The sequence below is a fragment of the Klebsiella sp. CN_Kp097 genome (assembly GCF_040064495.1).
Taxonomy (GTDB): domain Bacteria; phylum Pseudomonadota; class Gammaproteobacteria; order Enterobacterales; family Enterobacteriaceae; genus Klebsiella; species Klebsiella aerogenes.
This window is the reverse complement of record NZ_JBEAIL010000001.1, coordinates 179,695-196,331: the sequence shown is the minus strand read 5'-3', so window position 1 is coordinate 196,331 and position 16,637 is coordinate 179,695. Positions and strand designations below refer to the sequence as shown.

General features: G+C 49.0%; 16 protein-coding genes. 10 read left to right on the top strand and 6 right to left on the bottom strand.

What is annotated here, in order from left to right:
- Positions 1-10 precede the first annotated feature (10 nt).
- Entirely contained in the window at positions 11-1,309 is a 1,299-nt protein-coding gene (gene tig / locus ABLV07_RS00980; RefSeq protein ID WP_015367952.1) for a trigger factor, read from the bottom strand.
- A 345-nt stretch (positions 1,310-1,654) separates the two neighbouring features.
- The gene (gene bolA, locus ABLV07_RS00975; protein ID WP_015367954.1) at positions 1,655-1,972 is read right to left on the bottom strand and encodes a transcriptional regulator BolA; all 318 of its coding nucleotides are present in this window, start codon (positions 1,970-1,972) and stop codon (positions 1,655-1,657) included.
- 381 nt (positions 1,973-2,353) lie between these two features.
- Here bolA and ABLV07_RS00970 point away from each other — a divergent pair, with 381 nt between their 5' ends.
- From ABLV07_RS00970 to ABLV07_RS00925, 10 genes are all read left to right on the top strand, one after another.
- A complete protein-coding gene (locus ABLV07_RS00970; RefSeq protein WP_032705501.1) occupies positions 2,354-2,932 on the top strand; it encodes a lipoprotein in 579 nt (192 codons plus the stop codon).
- A 44-nt stretch (positions 2,933-2,976) separates the two neighbouring features.
- The gene (gene ampG, locus ABLV07_RS00965; protein WP_042893775.1) at positions 2,977-4,452 is read left to right on the top strand and encodes a muropeptide MFS transporter AmpG; all 1,476 of its coding nucleotides are present in this window, start codon (positions 2,977-2,979) and stop codon (positions 4,450-4,452) included.
- A gap of 480 nt (positions 4,453-4,932) precedes the next feature.
- A complete protein-coding gene (gene cyoA / locus ABLV07_RS00960) occupies positions 4,933-5,877 on the top strand; it encodes a cytochrome o ubiquinol oxidase subunit II (RefSeq protein WP_015704588.1) in 945 nt (314 codons plus the stop codon).
- A 19-nt stretch (positions 5,878-5,896) separates the two neighbouring features.
- Positions 5,897-7,888 (top strand): cytochrome o ubiquinol oxidase subunit I, encoded by a 1,992-nt coding sequence (gene cyoB, locus ABLV07_RS00955; protein ID WP_032712741.1) that lies wholly within the window; start codon positions 5,897-5,899, stop codon positions 7,886-7,888.
- Complete coding sequence (locus ABLV07_RS00950; protein ID WP_015704586.1) at positions 7,878-8,489, top strand: cytochrome o ubiquinol oxidase subunit III; 612 nt, start codon at positions 7,878-7,880, stop codon at positions 8,487-8,489. The genes cyoB and ABLV07_RS00950 overlap by 11 nt, the downstream gene beginning before the upstream one ends.
- The gene (locus tag ABLV07_RS00945) at positions 8,489-8,818 is read left to right on the top strand and encodes a cytochrome o ubiquinol oxidase subunit IV (RefSeq protein WP_015704585.1); all 330 of its coding nucleotides are present in this window, start codon (positions 8,489-8,491) and stop codon (positions 8,816-8,818) included. The genes ABLV07_RS00950 and ABLV07_RS00945 overlap by 1 nt, the downstream gene beginning before the upstream one ends.
- 11 nt (positions 8,819-8,829) lie before the next feature.
- Positions 8,830-9,717 (top strand): heme o synthase, encoded by an 888-nt coding sequence (gene cyoE, locus ABLV07_RS00940; protein ID WP_015367961.1) that lies wholly within the window; start codon positions 8,830-8,832, stop codon positions 9,715-9,717.
- A 260-nt stretch (positions 9,718-9,977) separates the two neighbouring features.
- Positions 9,978-10,310: a hypothetical protein gene (locus ABLV07_RS00935; RefSeq protein ID WP_046883688.1), complete on the top strand. Its 333-nt coding sequence runs from the start codon at positions 9,978-9,980 to the stop codon at positions 10,308-10,310.
- A complete protein-coding gene (locus tag ABLV07_RS00930) occupies positions 10,282-11,880 on the top strand; it encodes an MFS transporter (protein ID WP_227866255.1) in 1,599 nt (532 codons plus the stop codon). The genes ABLV07_RS00935 and ABLV07_RS00930 overlap by 29 nt, the downstream gene beginning before the upstream one ends.
- A 263-nt stretch (positions 11,881-12,143) precedes the next feature.
- The gene (locus ABLV07_RS00925; protein ID WP_015367964.1) at positions 12,144-12,470 is read left to right on the top strand and encodes a hypothetical protein; all 327 of its coding nucleotides are present in this window, start codon (positions 12,144-12,146) and stop codon (positions 12,468-12,470) included.
- Between the two features lie 45 nt (positions 12,471-12,515).
- Here the strand turns inward: ABLV07_RS00925 and ABLV07_RS00920 are convergent, their stop codons facing one another.
- The 4 genes from ABLV07_RS00920 to ABLV07_RS00905 are packed head-to-tail and all read right to left on the bottom strand — an operon-like array spanning position 12,516 to position 16,629.
- Complete coding sequence (locus ABLV07_RS00920; RefSeq protein ID WP_348853247.1) at positions 12,516-13,502, bottom strand: hypothetical protein; 987 nt, start codon at positions 13,500-13,502, stop codon at positions 12,516-12,518.
- Position 13,503: 1 nt separating this feature from the next.
- Entirely contained in the window at positions 13,504-14,442 is a 939-nt protein-coding gene (locus tag ABLV07_RS00915; protein ID WP_046883686.1) for an ACP S-malonyltransferase, read from the bottom strand.
- A 13-nt stretch (positions 14,443-14,455) separates the two neighbouring features.
- Complete coding sequence (locus ABLV07_RS00910; RefSeq protein ID WP_052951178.1) at positions 14,456-15,844, bottom strand: hypothetical protein; 1,389 nt, start codon at positions 15,842-15,844, stop codon at positions 14,456-14,458.
- Complete coding sequence (locus ABLV07_RS00905; RefSeq protein WP_348853248.1) at positions 15,841-16,629, bottom strand: outer membrane lipoprotein-sorting protein; 789 nt, start codon at positions 16,627-16,629, stop codon at positions 15,841-15,843. The genes ABLV07_RS00910 and ABLV07_RS00905 overlap by 4 nt, the downstream gene beginning before the upstream one ends.
- Positions 16,630-16,637 lie beyond the last annotated feature (8 nt).

Sequence of the window (16,637 nt, the reverse complement as noted above, 5' to 3'; positions counted from 1 at the left end):
CCGGGCTAAATTACGCCTGCTGGTTCATCAGTTCGTTGAAGGAAGTGGCTTTTTCAGACACTTTAGCTTTCGCCAGCACGGCTTCAACAGCCTGCTCTTCCAGCGCCACGTTGCGCATGTTGTCCATCAGCTCTTTGTTTTTGCTGTAGAACTCAACCACTTCTGACGGATCTTCGTACGCGGAAGCCATCTCTTCGATCAGGCCTTTCACGCGCTCTTCGTCAGCTTTCAGCTCGTTGGTGCGAATCACTTCGCCCAGCAGCAGGCCAACAACTACGCGACGTTTAGCCTGCTCTTCGAACAGTTCGCGAGGCAGTTCCAGAGCCTGCTTCTCGTTACCGCCGAAACGCTGAGCAGCCTGACGACGCAGTACGTCGATTTCACTGTCGATCAGAGCAGCCGGAACGTCGATGTCGTTCGCTTTCACCAGGCCTTCGATAGCCTGAGATTTAACGCGGTTACGCACGGCGCCTTTCAGCTCGCGTTCCATGTTTTTACGCACTTCCGCACGCAGACCTTCAACGGAACCATCTTCAACGCCGAAACGCTTGATGAATTCAGCAGTCAGTTCCGGCAGCTCGCGTTCTTCAACTTTTTTCAGGTTGATAACGAACTTAGCGGCTTTACCTTTCAGGTTTTCAGCGTGGTACTCTTCCGGGAAGGTCACGTCGATGGTGAACTCTTCGCCAGCTTTGTGGCCTTTGATACCGTCTTCGAAGCCCGGGATCATACGACCCTGACCCATCGCCAGTACGAAGTCAGACGCTTTACCGCCTTCGAACTCTTCGCCGTCTACAGAACCGGTGAAGTCGATGGTAACGCGATCTTCAGCGTCAACAGCGCCTTCTTTTTCTTTCCAGTTCGCCTGCTGCTTACGCAGGGTGTCCAGCATGCCGTCAACGTCAGCGTCGGTGACTTCAACAACCGGTTTTTCAACTTCGATTGCGTCCAGACCTTTCAGCTCAACTTCCGGATACACTTCGAACTCTACCGCGTAGGTGAAGTCTTCGCCCAGCTTGTATTCGCCCGGAACGTAGTTCGGCGCGCCGGCCGGATTAATTTTCTCTTTGATGATCGCGTCAACGAAATGACGGCTCATCAGGTCGCCCAGCACGTCCTGGCGAACGGAAGCGCCATAACGCTGAGCAACAACATTCATCGGCACTTTGCCTTTACGGAAGCCGTCAATGCGAACTTTTTTCGCTACGTTGACCAGCTCGCTTTTGACAGCATTCTCGATGCTGTCAGCGGCGATAGTAATCGTTACACGGCGCCCAAGGCCCTGAGTGGTTTCAACTGAAACTTGCATCTTGTTACCTCAAAAAAATCACAGTGCTCGGTCAACTCTGGAAGCGCGAGTAGGTGGCTTCGCAGAACCGGGATGCCCTCTTCAAATCAGAAACACATTCCCTGTCGTCAGAATCATCCCGAAGACATTCATATATAAGACGCGGCATTATAGCGGCATCACTTTTGTGAGTCGAGAACGGTTGTCACCCACTGCTGCGGCGTTTTTCACATTTCCCGCTCAAATTTGTCTGCAAAAGCGCGAACTTTGCGCATTTTCCAGGCAAAAGAAAACGGCCCGCAGGCCGTTTTTGCTAAATCTTCACGCAACATACTGGAAAAGCGCCAGCGGTTGCAAATGTGATTTTTACGCGATGCTACCCGCTCCGCGGCATGGCGGAGAGGCAAAGACGGTATCCTGTAGCCCTTCCCACTCTTTAATCGTGTAAGTATGCAGCGCCAGCGCGTGCACGGTGCTTGACAGCTCCTCGGTCAACGTACCGTAAATCATACGATGACGATTAAGGAAACGTTCGCCGGTGAAGCGGTCGCTCACCAACACCACTTTAAAATGACTTTCAGAGCCCGCAGGGACGTTGTGCCGATAGCTTTCATCCACGACTTCCAGATACATCGGGTCGAACGCTGCTCTAAGTTTTGCTTCGATCTGCTCACGTATCATCATGAATTTTCTCCTCCGACAACGCTGAGATGCCGCCTTTCCCTTTAAATGTTAGCCGCTTTTACCGCTTCCATTGGCAGAAAACAACAAAAAATTAGCATTCCTCTGATATTTTCACGCAAAAGTATCAGGTTTACTGATGATGAACGCTAAATCTCCCTGCTAAATCGCCACCGGAAATGGGACGAGGTCATAAAACGCACAACACGATGATTTTCCACTCGTAGCCACTTCCCCTCACCGTTGGCGATGTTATGATGGCGGGAATTTTCCTTAAACACCCTAACTACTTCGAGTTGCAGAAAAAAGCGCCCGCGATTCCCCGCGGCGTCTGAAACCTGAATTATGACGGGTATAACAACACCGTGCGTTGAGACCCTGAACATGCTGAAGAAAATTCTATTCCCGTTGGTCGCGATGTTTGTACTCGCAGGATGCGCCACCCCGCCGACGACCATTGAAGTATCGCCGAAAATCACCCTGCCGCAGCAGGATCCGAGCCTGATGGGCGTTACCGTCAGCATCAACGGCGCAGACCAGCGTACCGATCAGGCGCTGGCGAAGGTCACCCGTAACAACCAGCTGGTTACGCTGACCGCCTCTCGCGATCTGCGCTTCCTGTTGCAGGAAGTGCTTGAGAAGCAAATGACGTCGCGCGGCTACATGATTGGCCCGAACGGCGCCGTCGACCTGCAGATCATTGTTAACAAACTGTATGCTGACGTCTCGCAGGGCAACGTGCGTTACAACATCGCCACTAAAGCGGATATCGCCATCGTCGCCACCGCCGCTAACGGCAACAAGATGACCAAAAACTATCGCGCCAGCTACTCCGTTGAGGGCGCTTTCCAGGCTTCCAATGAGAACATTGCGAACGCGGTTAATAGCGTGCTGACCGATACCATCGCCGACATGGCGCAGGACACCAGCATTCACGACTTCATCAAACAAAACGCTCGTTAATAAAATAGCAGACCCGGTATCATACCGGGTCTGCTCTATATGCCATGTCCAATCACTACTTGCGTATTTTTCAGCAGCCCAAATCAGCTATTTTGCTGATCCTTGGCTTTGCTTCTGGTTTACCTCTCGCGCTGACCTCCGGCACGCTGCAAGCGTGGATGACCGTTGAAAATATCGATTTAAAAACTATCGGCTTCTTTTCTCTCGTCGGTCAGGCCTACGTATTTAAGTTTTTGTGGTCGCCATTAATGGACCGCTACACGCCGCCGTTTTTAGGCCGCCGCCGCGGTTGGCTGCTGACGACTCAGCTTGCGCTGCTTATCGCCATCGCCGCGATGGGCTTTCTTGAACCCGCAACGCAGTTGCGCTGGATGGCGGCGTTGGCTGTGGTTATTGCTTTTTGCTCCGCATCGCAGGATATCGTCTTTGACGCCTGGAAAACCGACGTCCTCCCGGCGGAAGAGCGCGGCGCCGGTGCGGCGATAAGCGTGCTCGGTTATCGTTTGGGAATGCTGGTTTCCGGAGGGTTAGCGCTCTGGTTGGCCGACCGTTGGCTGGGCTGGCAAGGTATGTACTGGCTGATGGCCGCACTGCTTATTCCTTGTATTATCGCCACGCTGCTGGCGCCGGAGCCCAGCGACGTCATTCCGGTGCCTAAATCGCTTGAGCAGGCCGTCGCCGCGCCGTTGCGCGATTTCTTCGGTCGCAACAACGCCTGGCTTATTCTGCTGTTAATTGTCCTTTATAAGCTCGGCGATGCCTTCGCCATGAGCCTGACCACCACTTTCCTTATTCGCGGCGTCGGTTTTGATGCCGGCGAAGTCGGAATGGTGAATAAAACGTTGGGCCTGTTCGCCACCATTGTCGGCGCACTCTACGGCGGCGTACTGATGCAGCGCCTGACGCTATTCCGCGCCCTGCTGATCTTTGGCTTGCTGCAGGGGGCCTCCAACGCCGGATACTGGATCCTCTCAGTCACCGATAAACACCTTTATTCGATGGCGGCGGCGGTATTTTTTGAAAACCTGTGCGGCGGGATGGGTACCGCGGCGTTTGTCGCCCTGTTAATGACGCTGTGTAACAAGTCGTTTTCCGCCACTCAGTTCGCGCTGTTGTCGGCGTTGTCGGCGGTGGGTCGCGTTTATGTTGGGCCGATTGCCGGCTGGTTTGTCGAAGCGAACGGCTGGCCGACGTTTTATCTTTTCTCCGTCGTTGCCGCCCTGCCGGGGATTTTGCTCCTGCTTCTGTGTCGGCGTACGCTGGAATATACCCAACGAACGGAAAGCTTCTTGCCGCGTACGCAATACCCGCAGATTTACGCCCTGGCGCTGGTTATCCTGGCGGTAGGTTGTTTGATGCTGGCGATATGGCTGCTGCTGCTGGCGATGAACGCGCTGGATTACACTTCTTTCTCCTTCCTGCCTGCCCTGCTGGAAGTCGCCGCGCTGACCGCTATCGGTGGTATTTTGCTCGGCGCGATTCTGGACTATATGGCGCTACGCAAAACGCAGCTGATTTAATTTTCGCCAAACCGTTAATAGCCGTTTTAATTACCCGAGGTAATTATAACGGCTTATTAGCGATTTTATTTTCCTTGGGAGCTGATTTGTTGTTTTGTGCGTTTTAGATTTCTGGAAATTATTGACAATTTTTACGCGATTCTTTAATTAATTTAACCGATTCAGCAGCGTTACTTTATTTTAACGTTTTCTTTATGTCTTTTATTTGATAATTAATTGTTAATTATTTGTGTTATTTTAACCATGTTTATACCCGTACACCCATAAGCATTCCCTTTCTTATCCCTTTCGTTATAGATCCAGCGTAAATCAGGCTTTGCAAGCAATTACGTCACATTCCGTAACATATGTGACAATCCAAGCAGAACCCGCTAACACAGAACTGACACAGATCCAATCGTGTTTACAGTAATGCAACCTTACCGTAAAATGCCCGTACACTTTAAACGCCACCAGATCCCGTGGAATTGAGGTCGTTCAATGAGACTCAGGAAATACAATAAAAGTTTGGGATGGATGTCATTAATCGCAGGTACTGTATTACTCAGTGGTTGTGATTCTGCGCTCCTTGACCCAAAAGGACAGATTGGACTGGAGCAACGCTCTTTGATTCTGACGGCATTCGGCCTGATGATGATTGTCGTTATTCCCGCCGTCTTAATGGCAGTAGGATTTGCCTGGAAGTATCGCGCGAGCAATAAAGATGCGAAGTATAGCCCGAACTGGTCACACTCCAACAAAGTTGAAGCTGTGGTCTGGACGGTTCCTATTCTGATCATCTTGTTCCTGGCCGTTCTGACCTGGAAAACCACTCACGCTCTGGAGCCAAGCAAACCGCTTGTCCACGACGAGAAAGCAATCACCATCGAAGTTGTATCGATGGACTGGAAATGGTTCTTTATTTACCCGGAACAGGGTATCGCTACCGTCAACGAAATCGCCTTCCCGGCGAACGTACCGGTACACTTTAAAGTCACTTCCAACTCCGTGATGAACTCGTTCTTTATTCCGCGCTTAGGTAGCCAGATTTATGCGATGGCCGGGATGCAGACTCAGCTGCACCTCATCGCTGATGAAGCAGGCACTTATGACGGTATCTCCGCAAGCTATAGTGGCCCGGGCTTCTCTGGTATGAAGTTCAAGGCTATCGCCACCCCGGATCGTGCAACCTTCGATCAGTGGGTAGCAAAAGCGAAACAGTCCCCGAACTCCATGGACTCCATGGCTGCATTCGACAAAGTGGCTGTGCCTAGCGAAAACAACAAAGTGGAATACTTCTCTAACGTGAAACCGGATTTGTTCAAAGATGTTGTTAACAAATTCATGTCTCACGAGAGCATGAACATGTCTAAACCTGAAGGCGAGCACGCTGCGCACGAAGGGATGGAAGGCATGGACATGAGCCACGCGGAAACCGCTCACTAAGGGGCCGAGGAAGAAAACGATGTTCGGAAAACTTACACTGGATGCAGTGCCCTACCACGAACCTATTATCGTGGTAACGGTTGCTGCAATCATCGTCGGGGGACTGGCGATACTGGCAGCGATCACTTACTTCGGTAAGTGGTCCTACCTATGGAACGAGTGGCTGACGTCCGTCGACCACAAACGTCTCGGTATCATGTACGTTATCGTGGCAATCGTCATGCTGCTGCGTGGCTTTGCTGACGCCGTTATGATGCGTAGCCAGCAGGTGCTGGCCTCAGCCGGGGAAGCAGGATTCCTGCCACCTCATCACTACGATCAGATCTTTACCGCCCACGGCGTTATCATGATCTTCTTCGTGGCAATGCCATTCGTTATCGGCCTGATGAACCTGGTGGTTCCGCTTCAGCTCGGCGCGCGTGACGTTGCGTTCCCGTTCCTCAACAACCTGAGCTTCTGGTTCACGGTTGTGGGCGTGATTCTGGTTAACCTGTCTCTGGGCGTCGGTGAGTTCGCACAGACCGGTTGGCTGGCGTATCCGCCGCTTTCGGGAATTGAGTACAGTCCTGGCGTAGGGGTCGATTACTGGATTTGGGCGCTGCAGCTCTCCGGTATCGGTACTACCCTGACCGGTATCAACTTCTTTGTGACCATTATCAAGATGCGTGCCCCTGGCATGACCATGTTCAAGATGCCGGTATTCTCCTGGGCATCTCTGTGCGCCAACATCCTGATTATCGCCTCCTTCCCAATTCTGACCGTCACCGTCGCGCTGCTGACCCTGGACCGCTACCTGGGCACCCATTTCTTTACCAACGATATGGGTGGCAACATGATGATGTACATCAACCTGATTTGGGCCTGGGGTCACCCGGAAGTGTACATTCTGGTTCTGCCGGTATTCGGGGTCTTCTCCGAAGTCGCAGCGACCTTCTCGCGTAAACGTCTGTTTGGTTACACCTCGCTGGTGTGGGCAACCGTCTGTATTACCGTTCTGTCGTTCATCGTTTGGCTGCACCACTTCTTCACCATGGGTGCCGGCGCGAACGTAAACGCCTTCTTCGGTATTACCACTATGATTATCGCAATCCCGACCGGGGTTAAGATCTTCAACTGGCTGTTCACCATGTACCAGGGCCGCATCGTCTTCAACTCGGCGATGATGTGGACTATCGGCTTCATCGTTACCTTCTCTGTTGGTGGGATGACCGGTGTTCTGCTGGCGGTACCGGGTGCGGACTTCGTACTGCACAACAGTCTGTTCCTGATTGCGCACTTCCATAACGTCATCATCGGCGGCGTGGTATTCGGTTGCTTCGCAGGCCTGACCTACTGGTGGCCGAAAGCCTTTGGTTTCACCCTGAACGAAACCTGGGGTAAACGCGCATTCTGGTTCTGGATCATCGGCTTCTTCGTCGCATTTATGCCGCTGTACGTGCTGGGCTTCATGGGCATGACCCGTCGTCTGAGCCAGGACATCGATCCGCAGTTCCACTCCATGCTGGTTGTTGCAGCATGCGGCGCGGCGCTGATTGCTTGCGGTATCCTGTGCCAGCTGATCCAGTTCTACGTTTCTATCCGCGATCGCGATCAGAACCGTGACCTGACTGGTGACCCATGGGGCGGTCGTACTCTGGAGTGGGCAACCTCTTCTCCACCGCCGTTCTATAACTTCGCTGTCGTTCCTAACGTTCACGAACGTGACGCATTCTGGGAAATGAAAGAAAAAGGCGAAGCGTACAAGCAACCTACGCATTATGAAGAAATTCATATGCCGAAAAACAGTGGCGCGGGCATCATCATTGCTGCATTCGCAACGGTGTTTGGCTTCGCGATGATCTGGCATATCTGGTGGATGGCGATTGTTGGTTTCGCCGGCATCGTAGTGACCTGGATTATCAAGAGCTTTGACGAGGACGTGGATTACTACGTACCGGTTGCAGAAGTCGAAAAACTGGAAAATCAGCATTTCGATGAGATTAACAAAGCAGGGCTGAAAAATGGCAACTGATACTCTTGCGCACAATGCCCACGCGCATGAACACGGGCACCATGATACAGGACCGATGAAAGTCTTCGGTTTCTGGATCTACCTGATGAGCGACTGCATTATCTTCGCTACGCTGTTCGCAACCTATGCCGTTCTGGTGAACGGCACGGCTGGCGGCCCGGCGGGTAAAGATATCTTTGAACTGCCGTTCGTTCTGGTTGAAACCGCACTGCTGTTATTCAGCTCCATCACCTATGGCATGGCGGCTATCGCCATGTACAAGAACAACAAGAGCCAGGTCGTTTCCTGGCTCGCCCTGACCTTCCTCTTCGGTGCAGGGTTCGTTGGGATGGAAATCTATGAATTCCATCACCTGATTGTTGAAGGTATGGGTCCGGACCGTAGCGGCTTCCTGTCAGCGTTCTTCGCGCTGGTTGGTACCCACGGTCTGCACGTCACCTCTGGTCTGCTGTGGATGGCGGTATTGATGGTTCAGGTATCCCGTCGCGGCCTGACCAGCACTAACCGTACCCGTATTATGTGCCTGAGCCTGTTCTGGCACTTCCTGGACGTGGTGTGGATCTGCGTGTTCTCTGTTGTTTATCTGATGGGGGCGATGTAATGAGTCATTCTACCGATCATAGCGGCGCTTCTCACGGCAGCGTGAAGAGCTACATGACAGGGTTCATCCTGTCGATCATTCTGACGGCAATCCCGTTTGCAATGGTTATGAGTGGCTCTGCCTCGCATGCAGCGATTCTGGGAACCATCCTGGTCACGGCTGTAGTGCAGATTCTGGTGCACCTGGTGTACTTCCTGCACATGAACAGTAAATCTGACGAAGGTTGGAACCTGACCGCGTTTATCTTCACCGTAATCATCATTGCTATCGTTGTTGTCGGCTCCATCTGGATTATGTGGAACCTCAACTACAACATGATGATGCACTAAGAGCGGCGAGTATGTTTAAGCAATACCTGCAAGTAACGAAACCAGGCATCATTTTTGGCAACCTGATCTCCGTGATCGGCGGTTTCCTGCTGGCCTCCAAAGGCCACATCGACTATCCGCTGTTCGTCTGGACGCTCCTCGGAGTATCCCTGGTGGTCGCCTCGGGTTGTGTTTTCAACAACTACATCGACCGTGATATCGATCGTAAGATGGAACGGACGAAAAACCGGGTGCTGGTCAAAGGGCTGATCTCGCCAGAATCATCGCTGGTATACGCCACCTTGCTGGGTATTGCTGGCTTCATGCTGCTGTGGTTCGGCGCTAACCCGCTGGCCTGCTGGCTTGGCGTGATGGGGTTTGTGGTTTATGTCGGCATCTATAGCCTGTATATGAAACGCCACTCTGTCTACGGCACGCTGATTGGCTCACTCTCCGGCGCTGCGCCGCCGGTGATTGGCTACTGCGCAGTTACCGGTGATTTTGACAGCGGCGCGGCGATTCTGCTGGCGATCTTTAGCCTGTGGCAGATGCCTCACTCTTACGCCATCGCGATCTTCCGTTTCAAGGATTATCAGGCGGCGAATATTCCGGTTCTGCCGGTAGTGAAAGGCATCTCAGTCGCGAAAAACCATATCACGCTGTACATCGTGGCCTTTGCCGTGGCAACGCTGATGCTTTCTCTGGGGGGTTACGCCGGATATAAATATCTGGTCGTAGCGGCCGCGGTAAGCGTCTGGTGGCTTGGTATGGCGCTGCGCGGATACAAAGTGGCGGATGATAAAGTCTGGGCACGTAAGCTGTTCGTCTTTTCCATCGTTGCCATTACCGCGCTGTCAGTCATGATGTCTGTCGACTTCATGGTGCCGGATTCACATAATCTGCTGGCTTACGTCAGATAAGATTACGCTAAATGTGAAATGAAAAGAGCCTCCGCTAGCCGGGGGCTTTTTTTTATACGCCAACATAGGATTACTTCATTCATACCGCCCTCCCCTCACTCTTGCACTTCATTTTCTTCATTCATTAAATAGTTAAAAATTGAGAAAAAATTGAGCATCGCTAACAGTCAGCCATCTCGCGCCATTAGCGGAGATAGTGCTAGCCTTGTGCAGTAGGCAAACGCCTACGGAAAACATGGATTTAACAGCAAGGAATAACAATGAAAGAACTAACATTCAACGAAATGGAATCTGTCTCAGGTGGTTTTAACCTGGTGAGCGCTGCAACTGGCTTCGCTAGCTTTGTCGCTAATTCTGCGGCTGGGTTTACCTCATTCGCGCTGACTTCCGGTCTGGCTTTCGCCTCTTTCGTCGGCGATAGTGCGATTGAGTTTGGCAAGTTCCTCCTTGGTCAGGCAAACTGGGAAAGCGTCGTTAGCACCGGTCAAGAGAACTGGGCAAACTTCGTTTCTACCGCTGGTAACAGCTGGAACACTTTCGTGAACAACGCCGCTACCGACTGGAATGGCTTCCTGGAGCAGGCCGCTTCCTAATCGGAGCTATATTAAGGGCAGATTTTTCACGCTGCCCTTTCTGTTGTTTTACATTATTTATTCAGCTCTTCACCATTTTATCGTCTGGTTCTCATCCCTTCTTCTATTACGCAACACAGTCGTAATATCTGCTAAACAAACATTTATTTACGCGTCCTTATCCCACCACTACACTAGTCGCAGTTTTTATATTGAGGTGGTAATGAACGATAACAAAATGACGCCAGGAGAACTGCGCGCAACCTGGGGTTTAGGGACCGTATTTTCGCTGCGCATGCTCGGCATGTTTATGGTCCTGCCCGTTTTGACCACATATGGCATGGCGCTGCAGGGGGCCAGTGAAGCGCTGATTGGTTTGGCCATTGGCATTTACGGGCTTGCTCAGGCTATCTTCCAGATCCCGTTTGGTCTACTGTCTGACCGAATTGGCCGCAAACCGTTAATTGTCGGAGGACTGCTGATCTTCGTCATTGGCAGCATCATCGCCGCCCTGACCGATTCCATTTGGGGCATTATTCTTGGCCGCGCATTGCAGGGCTCTGGTGCTATTGCCGCCGCCGTCATGGCACTGCTTTCCGATTTAACCCGCGAACAGAACCGTACCAAAGCGATGGCCTTCATTGGCGTCAGCTTTGGCGTGACCTTTGCCATCGCTATGGTGCTCGGCCCTATTGTCACTCACCAGTTGGGGCTGCACGCCCTCTTCTGGATGATCGCTATTCTGGCCAGCCTCGGTATTTTGCTGACTCTGTGGGTAGTACCAAATAGCCACAATCATGTACTGAACCGTGAATCTGGCATGGTAAAGGGCTGTTTCAGCAAAGTGCTTGCTGAGCCTAAACTCCTCAAGCTGAACTTCGGCATTATGTGTCTGCACATCATGCTAATGTCGACTTTTGTTGCGCTGCCAGGACAACTGGAGGCCGCAGGTTTCCCGGCCGCCGAGCACTGGAAAATTTATCTGGTAACCATGGTCATTTCCTTTGTCGCCGTGGTGCCATTCATCATCTATGCGGAAGTGAAGCGCAAGATGAAACGGGTGTTCCTGCTTTGCGTCGCTCTGCTTCTGATAGCGGAAATCGTGCTCTGGGGAGCTGGTGGCTATTTCTGGGAGTTAGTTGCAGGGGTGCAACTGTTCTTTCTCGCCTTCAATCTACTGGAAGCGTTATTGCCTTCGTTAATCAGCAAGGAATCACCGGCAGGCTACAAAGGCACAGCAATGGGGATTTATTCTACCAGCCAGTTTATCGGTGTGGCCATCGGTGGCGCCCTGGGCGGCTGGGTAGATGGATTCTTTGACTCGCAGACCGTGTTTTTACTGGGTGCGCTACTGGCGATGCTGTGGCTACTGGTGGCCAGCACCATGAGTGAACCGCCTTATGTCAGCAGTCTTCGTGTTGAGATCCCGGGTGATGTCATCATTAATGATGAACTACAGCGCCGTCTGCAGTCGAAACCAGGCATCGAGCAGGTTATGATTGTCGCTGAAGAACGTTCAGCCTACATAAAAATTGACAGCAAAGTGACCAACCGCTTCGAGGTTGAACAGGCCATCATTGCAACTTCATAATAGACCTGAATTTCTGACCTCTAAACAATAAGTCGAACGACTGTACACACAGAAGATACTCTCGGGTATCTTCTGTTATCAAATATGAAGTTGCGAAATAATACCCATCGCTTATCTAAGCGTCGTTTGTGAAGTTTAATTCACATTAAAATTAATAGATCATTTAAATATTCACTATTATATAAAAAACCCTCTGATTAGTATATTGCCCGGTGTGCAAAGGTACATCATTAACAATTCATTAATCTAGGATGGAATTTAAAATGAAAGAATTAACCGCAAACGAAATGGAATATATCTCTGGTGCAGGTATTATCGACCTGCCTTGTGCTTTGGTTGATTTCACGATTCAATCTGCACTGGGTCTGGTTGCTGCGGGTATTAATGCTGGTATGATTCTGGCCTCCTCCGCTCTGGAAACCACGATTGACCTGGTTTCCAATATTCTTGGTGGTTCGCCATCCAGCCTGGGAAGCATTCTGACCGACCATATCAACTCCCTGCTGTATGCCGAATCTGGGGTTTGGTCTAATTTTGTTTATAATGCTGCCACTGACTGGGGTGGTGTTGTTGATGCCCTGCAGAGCTAAATAGTATAAGGCCAGTCAGTTTTCTGACTGGCCTTATTTCAATTCTTAATTCTTATCTTCACCACACCTGAGATACATATCGCACGCTGTCATGTAATCATCATGCCAACGCCAGTAAACATGCAAATAAAAATATCCCATCGCAGGTATCATGCAGACAATAAGATATGCATAAAAGTATATTCCCCAACCTAATAATTTCAACAACAGACTCATCGCCACAATCCAGAATAACTGAAGAGTGAAGAAAATAAATAATCTTAACCACAAGGGTTTTCTATATATCCCTGGAAGAACCATCGTATTCACAAGATTTACATCAAACTCTTTTTGGAAAAGTCTGCCTAAAAAAGTGTAACGCCTTGAAGGGTGAGCGAAAATCAGATTAACCATCAGTATCGCTGAACACAGAATTAACATGGCAACGATCAACTTTGCTGAAAAAAAACCATTAGATAAAGAAAAATCATCATCAGCAACCAATGGACTGACAACCACAAAACTGGTCAAAAAAGTCATAGTGACGTTCAGGCAAGTATAATAATGAAGATTACGGTATTTAAGCGTCAATGCAGTTTCCTGCTGTAACTGTTTGACGTAACAATTTCTGGCAAACCAGCACATTAGATAAACAATGATCGGCACAAAAAAGGCAATACAGACCATTGCGGTAATAGTCGGCAAAAAAAACAGACACGCCTTTACTGCCAGATAGCACACGATGAAACAGCATCCAGTTGCGACAAGTGGATGCCACAGCAGAACCTCAAAACGCGAGGCGATTTTCCCCTGAAACCAGGAGAAATTGATATTTCCTATCTCGTATTTATAAGCCCAGTACCCCTTTAGCTCATAAACAAAGCTGAACATTGTTAACGAAAAAATGGCACTTACGGGAAATGCATCCTCCTGGGTCAACAAATACCCTCTATTTTTAACATATAGCGCAATAAGTAATATACAAATAAAATAAAGATACGGGAGAAGCGACCGATCCTGACGACGAATGAAAGCTAAATAATCCGGGATCATATTAACCTCGTGGCGCCACCAATAGTTTTCTACAGTGTCTATAATACTCTGCAGAGAAACCGTCGAAATCATTTAGCAATTGTCCGAGATACGCCTTATTGCTGATTTCAACAAACCTGGCAGAGGGGATATGTTGTAAAAAAGCGCTCATAGATGCTGCCCACTGTACCCTATGGGTCAAATGCAAAGATAAGTTCTCTTTAATTTTCTCCGGATTATATTCTTCACACCCGGTGACATTCATCAGTACAGGATGATTTGGCCGGAGAATTTCCACCGTCTTCAGCGCATCCCGCATGGGTTGAACCCCCTCAGACATAAGAGGTGTATGCCAGGCTCCGCTAACGCCAAGTTTGATAGCTTCCAGGCCAGCCCCCATTAGTCTCCCGGTGAATTCACTTAAATCTGGTAGCGTACCGCCAACTACCTGCTGGTAGGGGCTATTATCACAACTCACAACAACTTGACTTCCGGAGTCGTTAATCAACTGGCTTACCATTTGAAAATCAGCACCTCTTACCGCTAGCATTGCGCCTTTATGGATATTGCTTAAATCATCCATAATGGTTGAGCGCGCCAATATTAGCTTGAACACATTTTCCAGCGTTAAGGCGCCGGCCGCGTATAATGCGCTAAACTCACCAACGCTATGCCCGCACGAACCAATAACATTCGCATCAGAGAATTGCTCGGCATACAGACTATATAGTGTGACATTGATAGCCGTCACCGCTGCCTGCTGCGTCGTCGTTTTCACCAGACGATTCATCGGCCCTTTCTGACACAACCGGCGCAGATCTAACCCTGTCACATCGCTGGCACAGTCCCAGATTTCCCTGGTAGTTGTATTCAAATCCCATAAATCTGCTCCCATTCCGACAACAGGGTTTCCCTGACCGGCGAAAATAAGCACCGTAGGTTGCACTGATTGTTTTGTCATAAGCGATATATCCTTATAAATAGTATTTAAATCCGACGTAAACTCCGAGGGTCTCGCCAAAAAGTGCGAACTCAGAATCATGACTACCGAATGCGCTATACAAACCCGTATAAATCTCAGCCTGGTCACTTAATCCTTTTAACGGATTGATATAATGAGTACCTACTAAGGCACTACCATCAACTAAGTTCATCACCAGATAGGGCTGAAGCGTTGAATGATCTGCATTTTGTAAACTTAGCCATGAAGTAATATAATGCCGTCCCTGCAGCATTCCTTTATTCCCTGTATTACTTATTTCTGAGCCCATCAGATACTTATAATCATCAAACACTTTGTCTAAGCTGGCAAAACCGGTTTTTTTACTTAATAACTTAATAAAGTCAACCTGTTCCCGCCATGCCGATTTTGAATAACCTTCACTTTGATAGTAGTACTCGATGCCCAACACACTAAAAAGGTCGGTGGTATACTGCCCACCAATGGCTACTTCATAGCCACTTTTGTCATTCTGCGCATAGAGCGAAGAAGGATATAGCCCAGAAAGCACCTCATCCTTTTTTTCATGAGAAAAATGCCGCCATTGCTGCGTTTTGTGAAGCGCAACTTCTACATTGACTACAAACTGAGGTGTTAAGTTGTAGCCATCTGCTAGTGCCAATGAAGTAGAATCACCAAGCATCACATTCGCAGCCAGTCGATGATTAACAAGGTGATAATCGGTGTAACTTAATAAATAGTATTCATTGCTGTTAGCCCTTTGATTGGCCGTCCAGTTGCTTGATGACTCATAGTATTTATCAATACTTGCTAATTTTGGTATAACTGTGAGTGAGAATGCATAATCACGAAATTCTTTCGCTAACCGCCCTCCCCAATACGACTCGCTATAGGCAGACTCCAGCTTCGGGTCGTATATCCGTGTCGGTTTAAAACCTGCATAATAGGTGGCTACCAGTGAAGCTGGGGATCTTAAATGAAAGGCTCCTGGAAGTGAATTTAGTTTTCCACCCTCAAGACTGACATTTTCAGATAACGACAAGTTAAGCTTAAGTCTGTCTATTAACATTTTGGCGCGATGTTCATCTTTTTCGAATAATCCCACGCCATGTATTGGATAAAACCCTAAATTATATAGTGAAAAATCCAACCCCAGCACATCATCAACTAAGTAACAAGCACTTGAGAAGTTAATGGCAATATCATTATATACGTTGTTCGTTGTATACGGATTGGCTCCATTGATGCGCCAGATCGAGCCGCTTTTGTGCGCAACAGATGTCTGACCGGTTAAAATAAACTGACTATTAGAACGTATTTCATCACCTGACAAACAATTAGCCCCTCCCCATAATGGAGTTATTAATATAGAAAGCAGCAAAGTAACCAGATGGCCTTTCACTTCATGCCTCTCTGAATAAACTCTTTAGTGAAGTGAAATTCAGGTAACGACTCCAGGCGGACATAACTATACTTCATGACAGAATACCCCTTTTCATAGCGCGCATTCTGCACAATGATCTCTGTTGGACGATATTTCCCTAGTACCATCTGATAGTTTGTATATAAGACACTTTTGAGAAGTTTATTATCAAGAGTGTAATAAGATGCTTTGAATGGCCGGTATTCTGCATCTTTCTCCACCAGATAAATCACTTTAGGATAAGTAACGGCCTCGGAGTTACGAGTGAGAGACAGTCGATAGCAAATTTTATCACCGCAGGGTTCCTCCCCTTCCAGAGTGGAATCATAGGCATACTCGAAGTTCGTAACGATAACATCCCCATTGGAGATCTGACCAATTAATCGTTGTGAGCGCGAAATAGGAATAGGTCTGCGTAGTTCGGGTGTATAAAACCATAAATCATACCAATCAGATAACATGATCTTGCCTTTATCTCGCGGAGGATAGGTAAAACGTATAAGTGAACGAGCATCAGCTTTCAAACCGTTTACCGGCTTAATAAATCGCATCGATATATCCAGCGATTGCTTATTTTCAGGCTCTGTTCTACCTTCTTTATACTCAAGTACAGTCACGTTATAGCGGAAAGGTTCATTTGGTGAGCGAACATCATCAGCTTTGCGAATAATCTCCAGGGCTTGCTGGCTATCACTCGTCGCATGTCCAGGGGCTGAATATGAAAATATAGCTATTATGAATAAATACCATGCATTGGTTTTCATACTGTCCT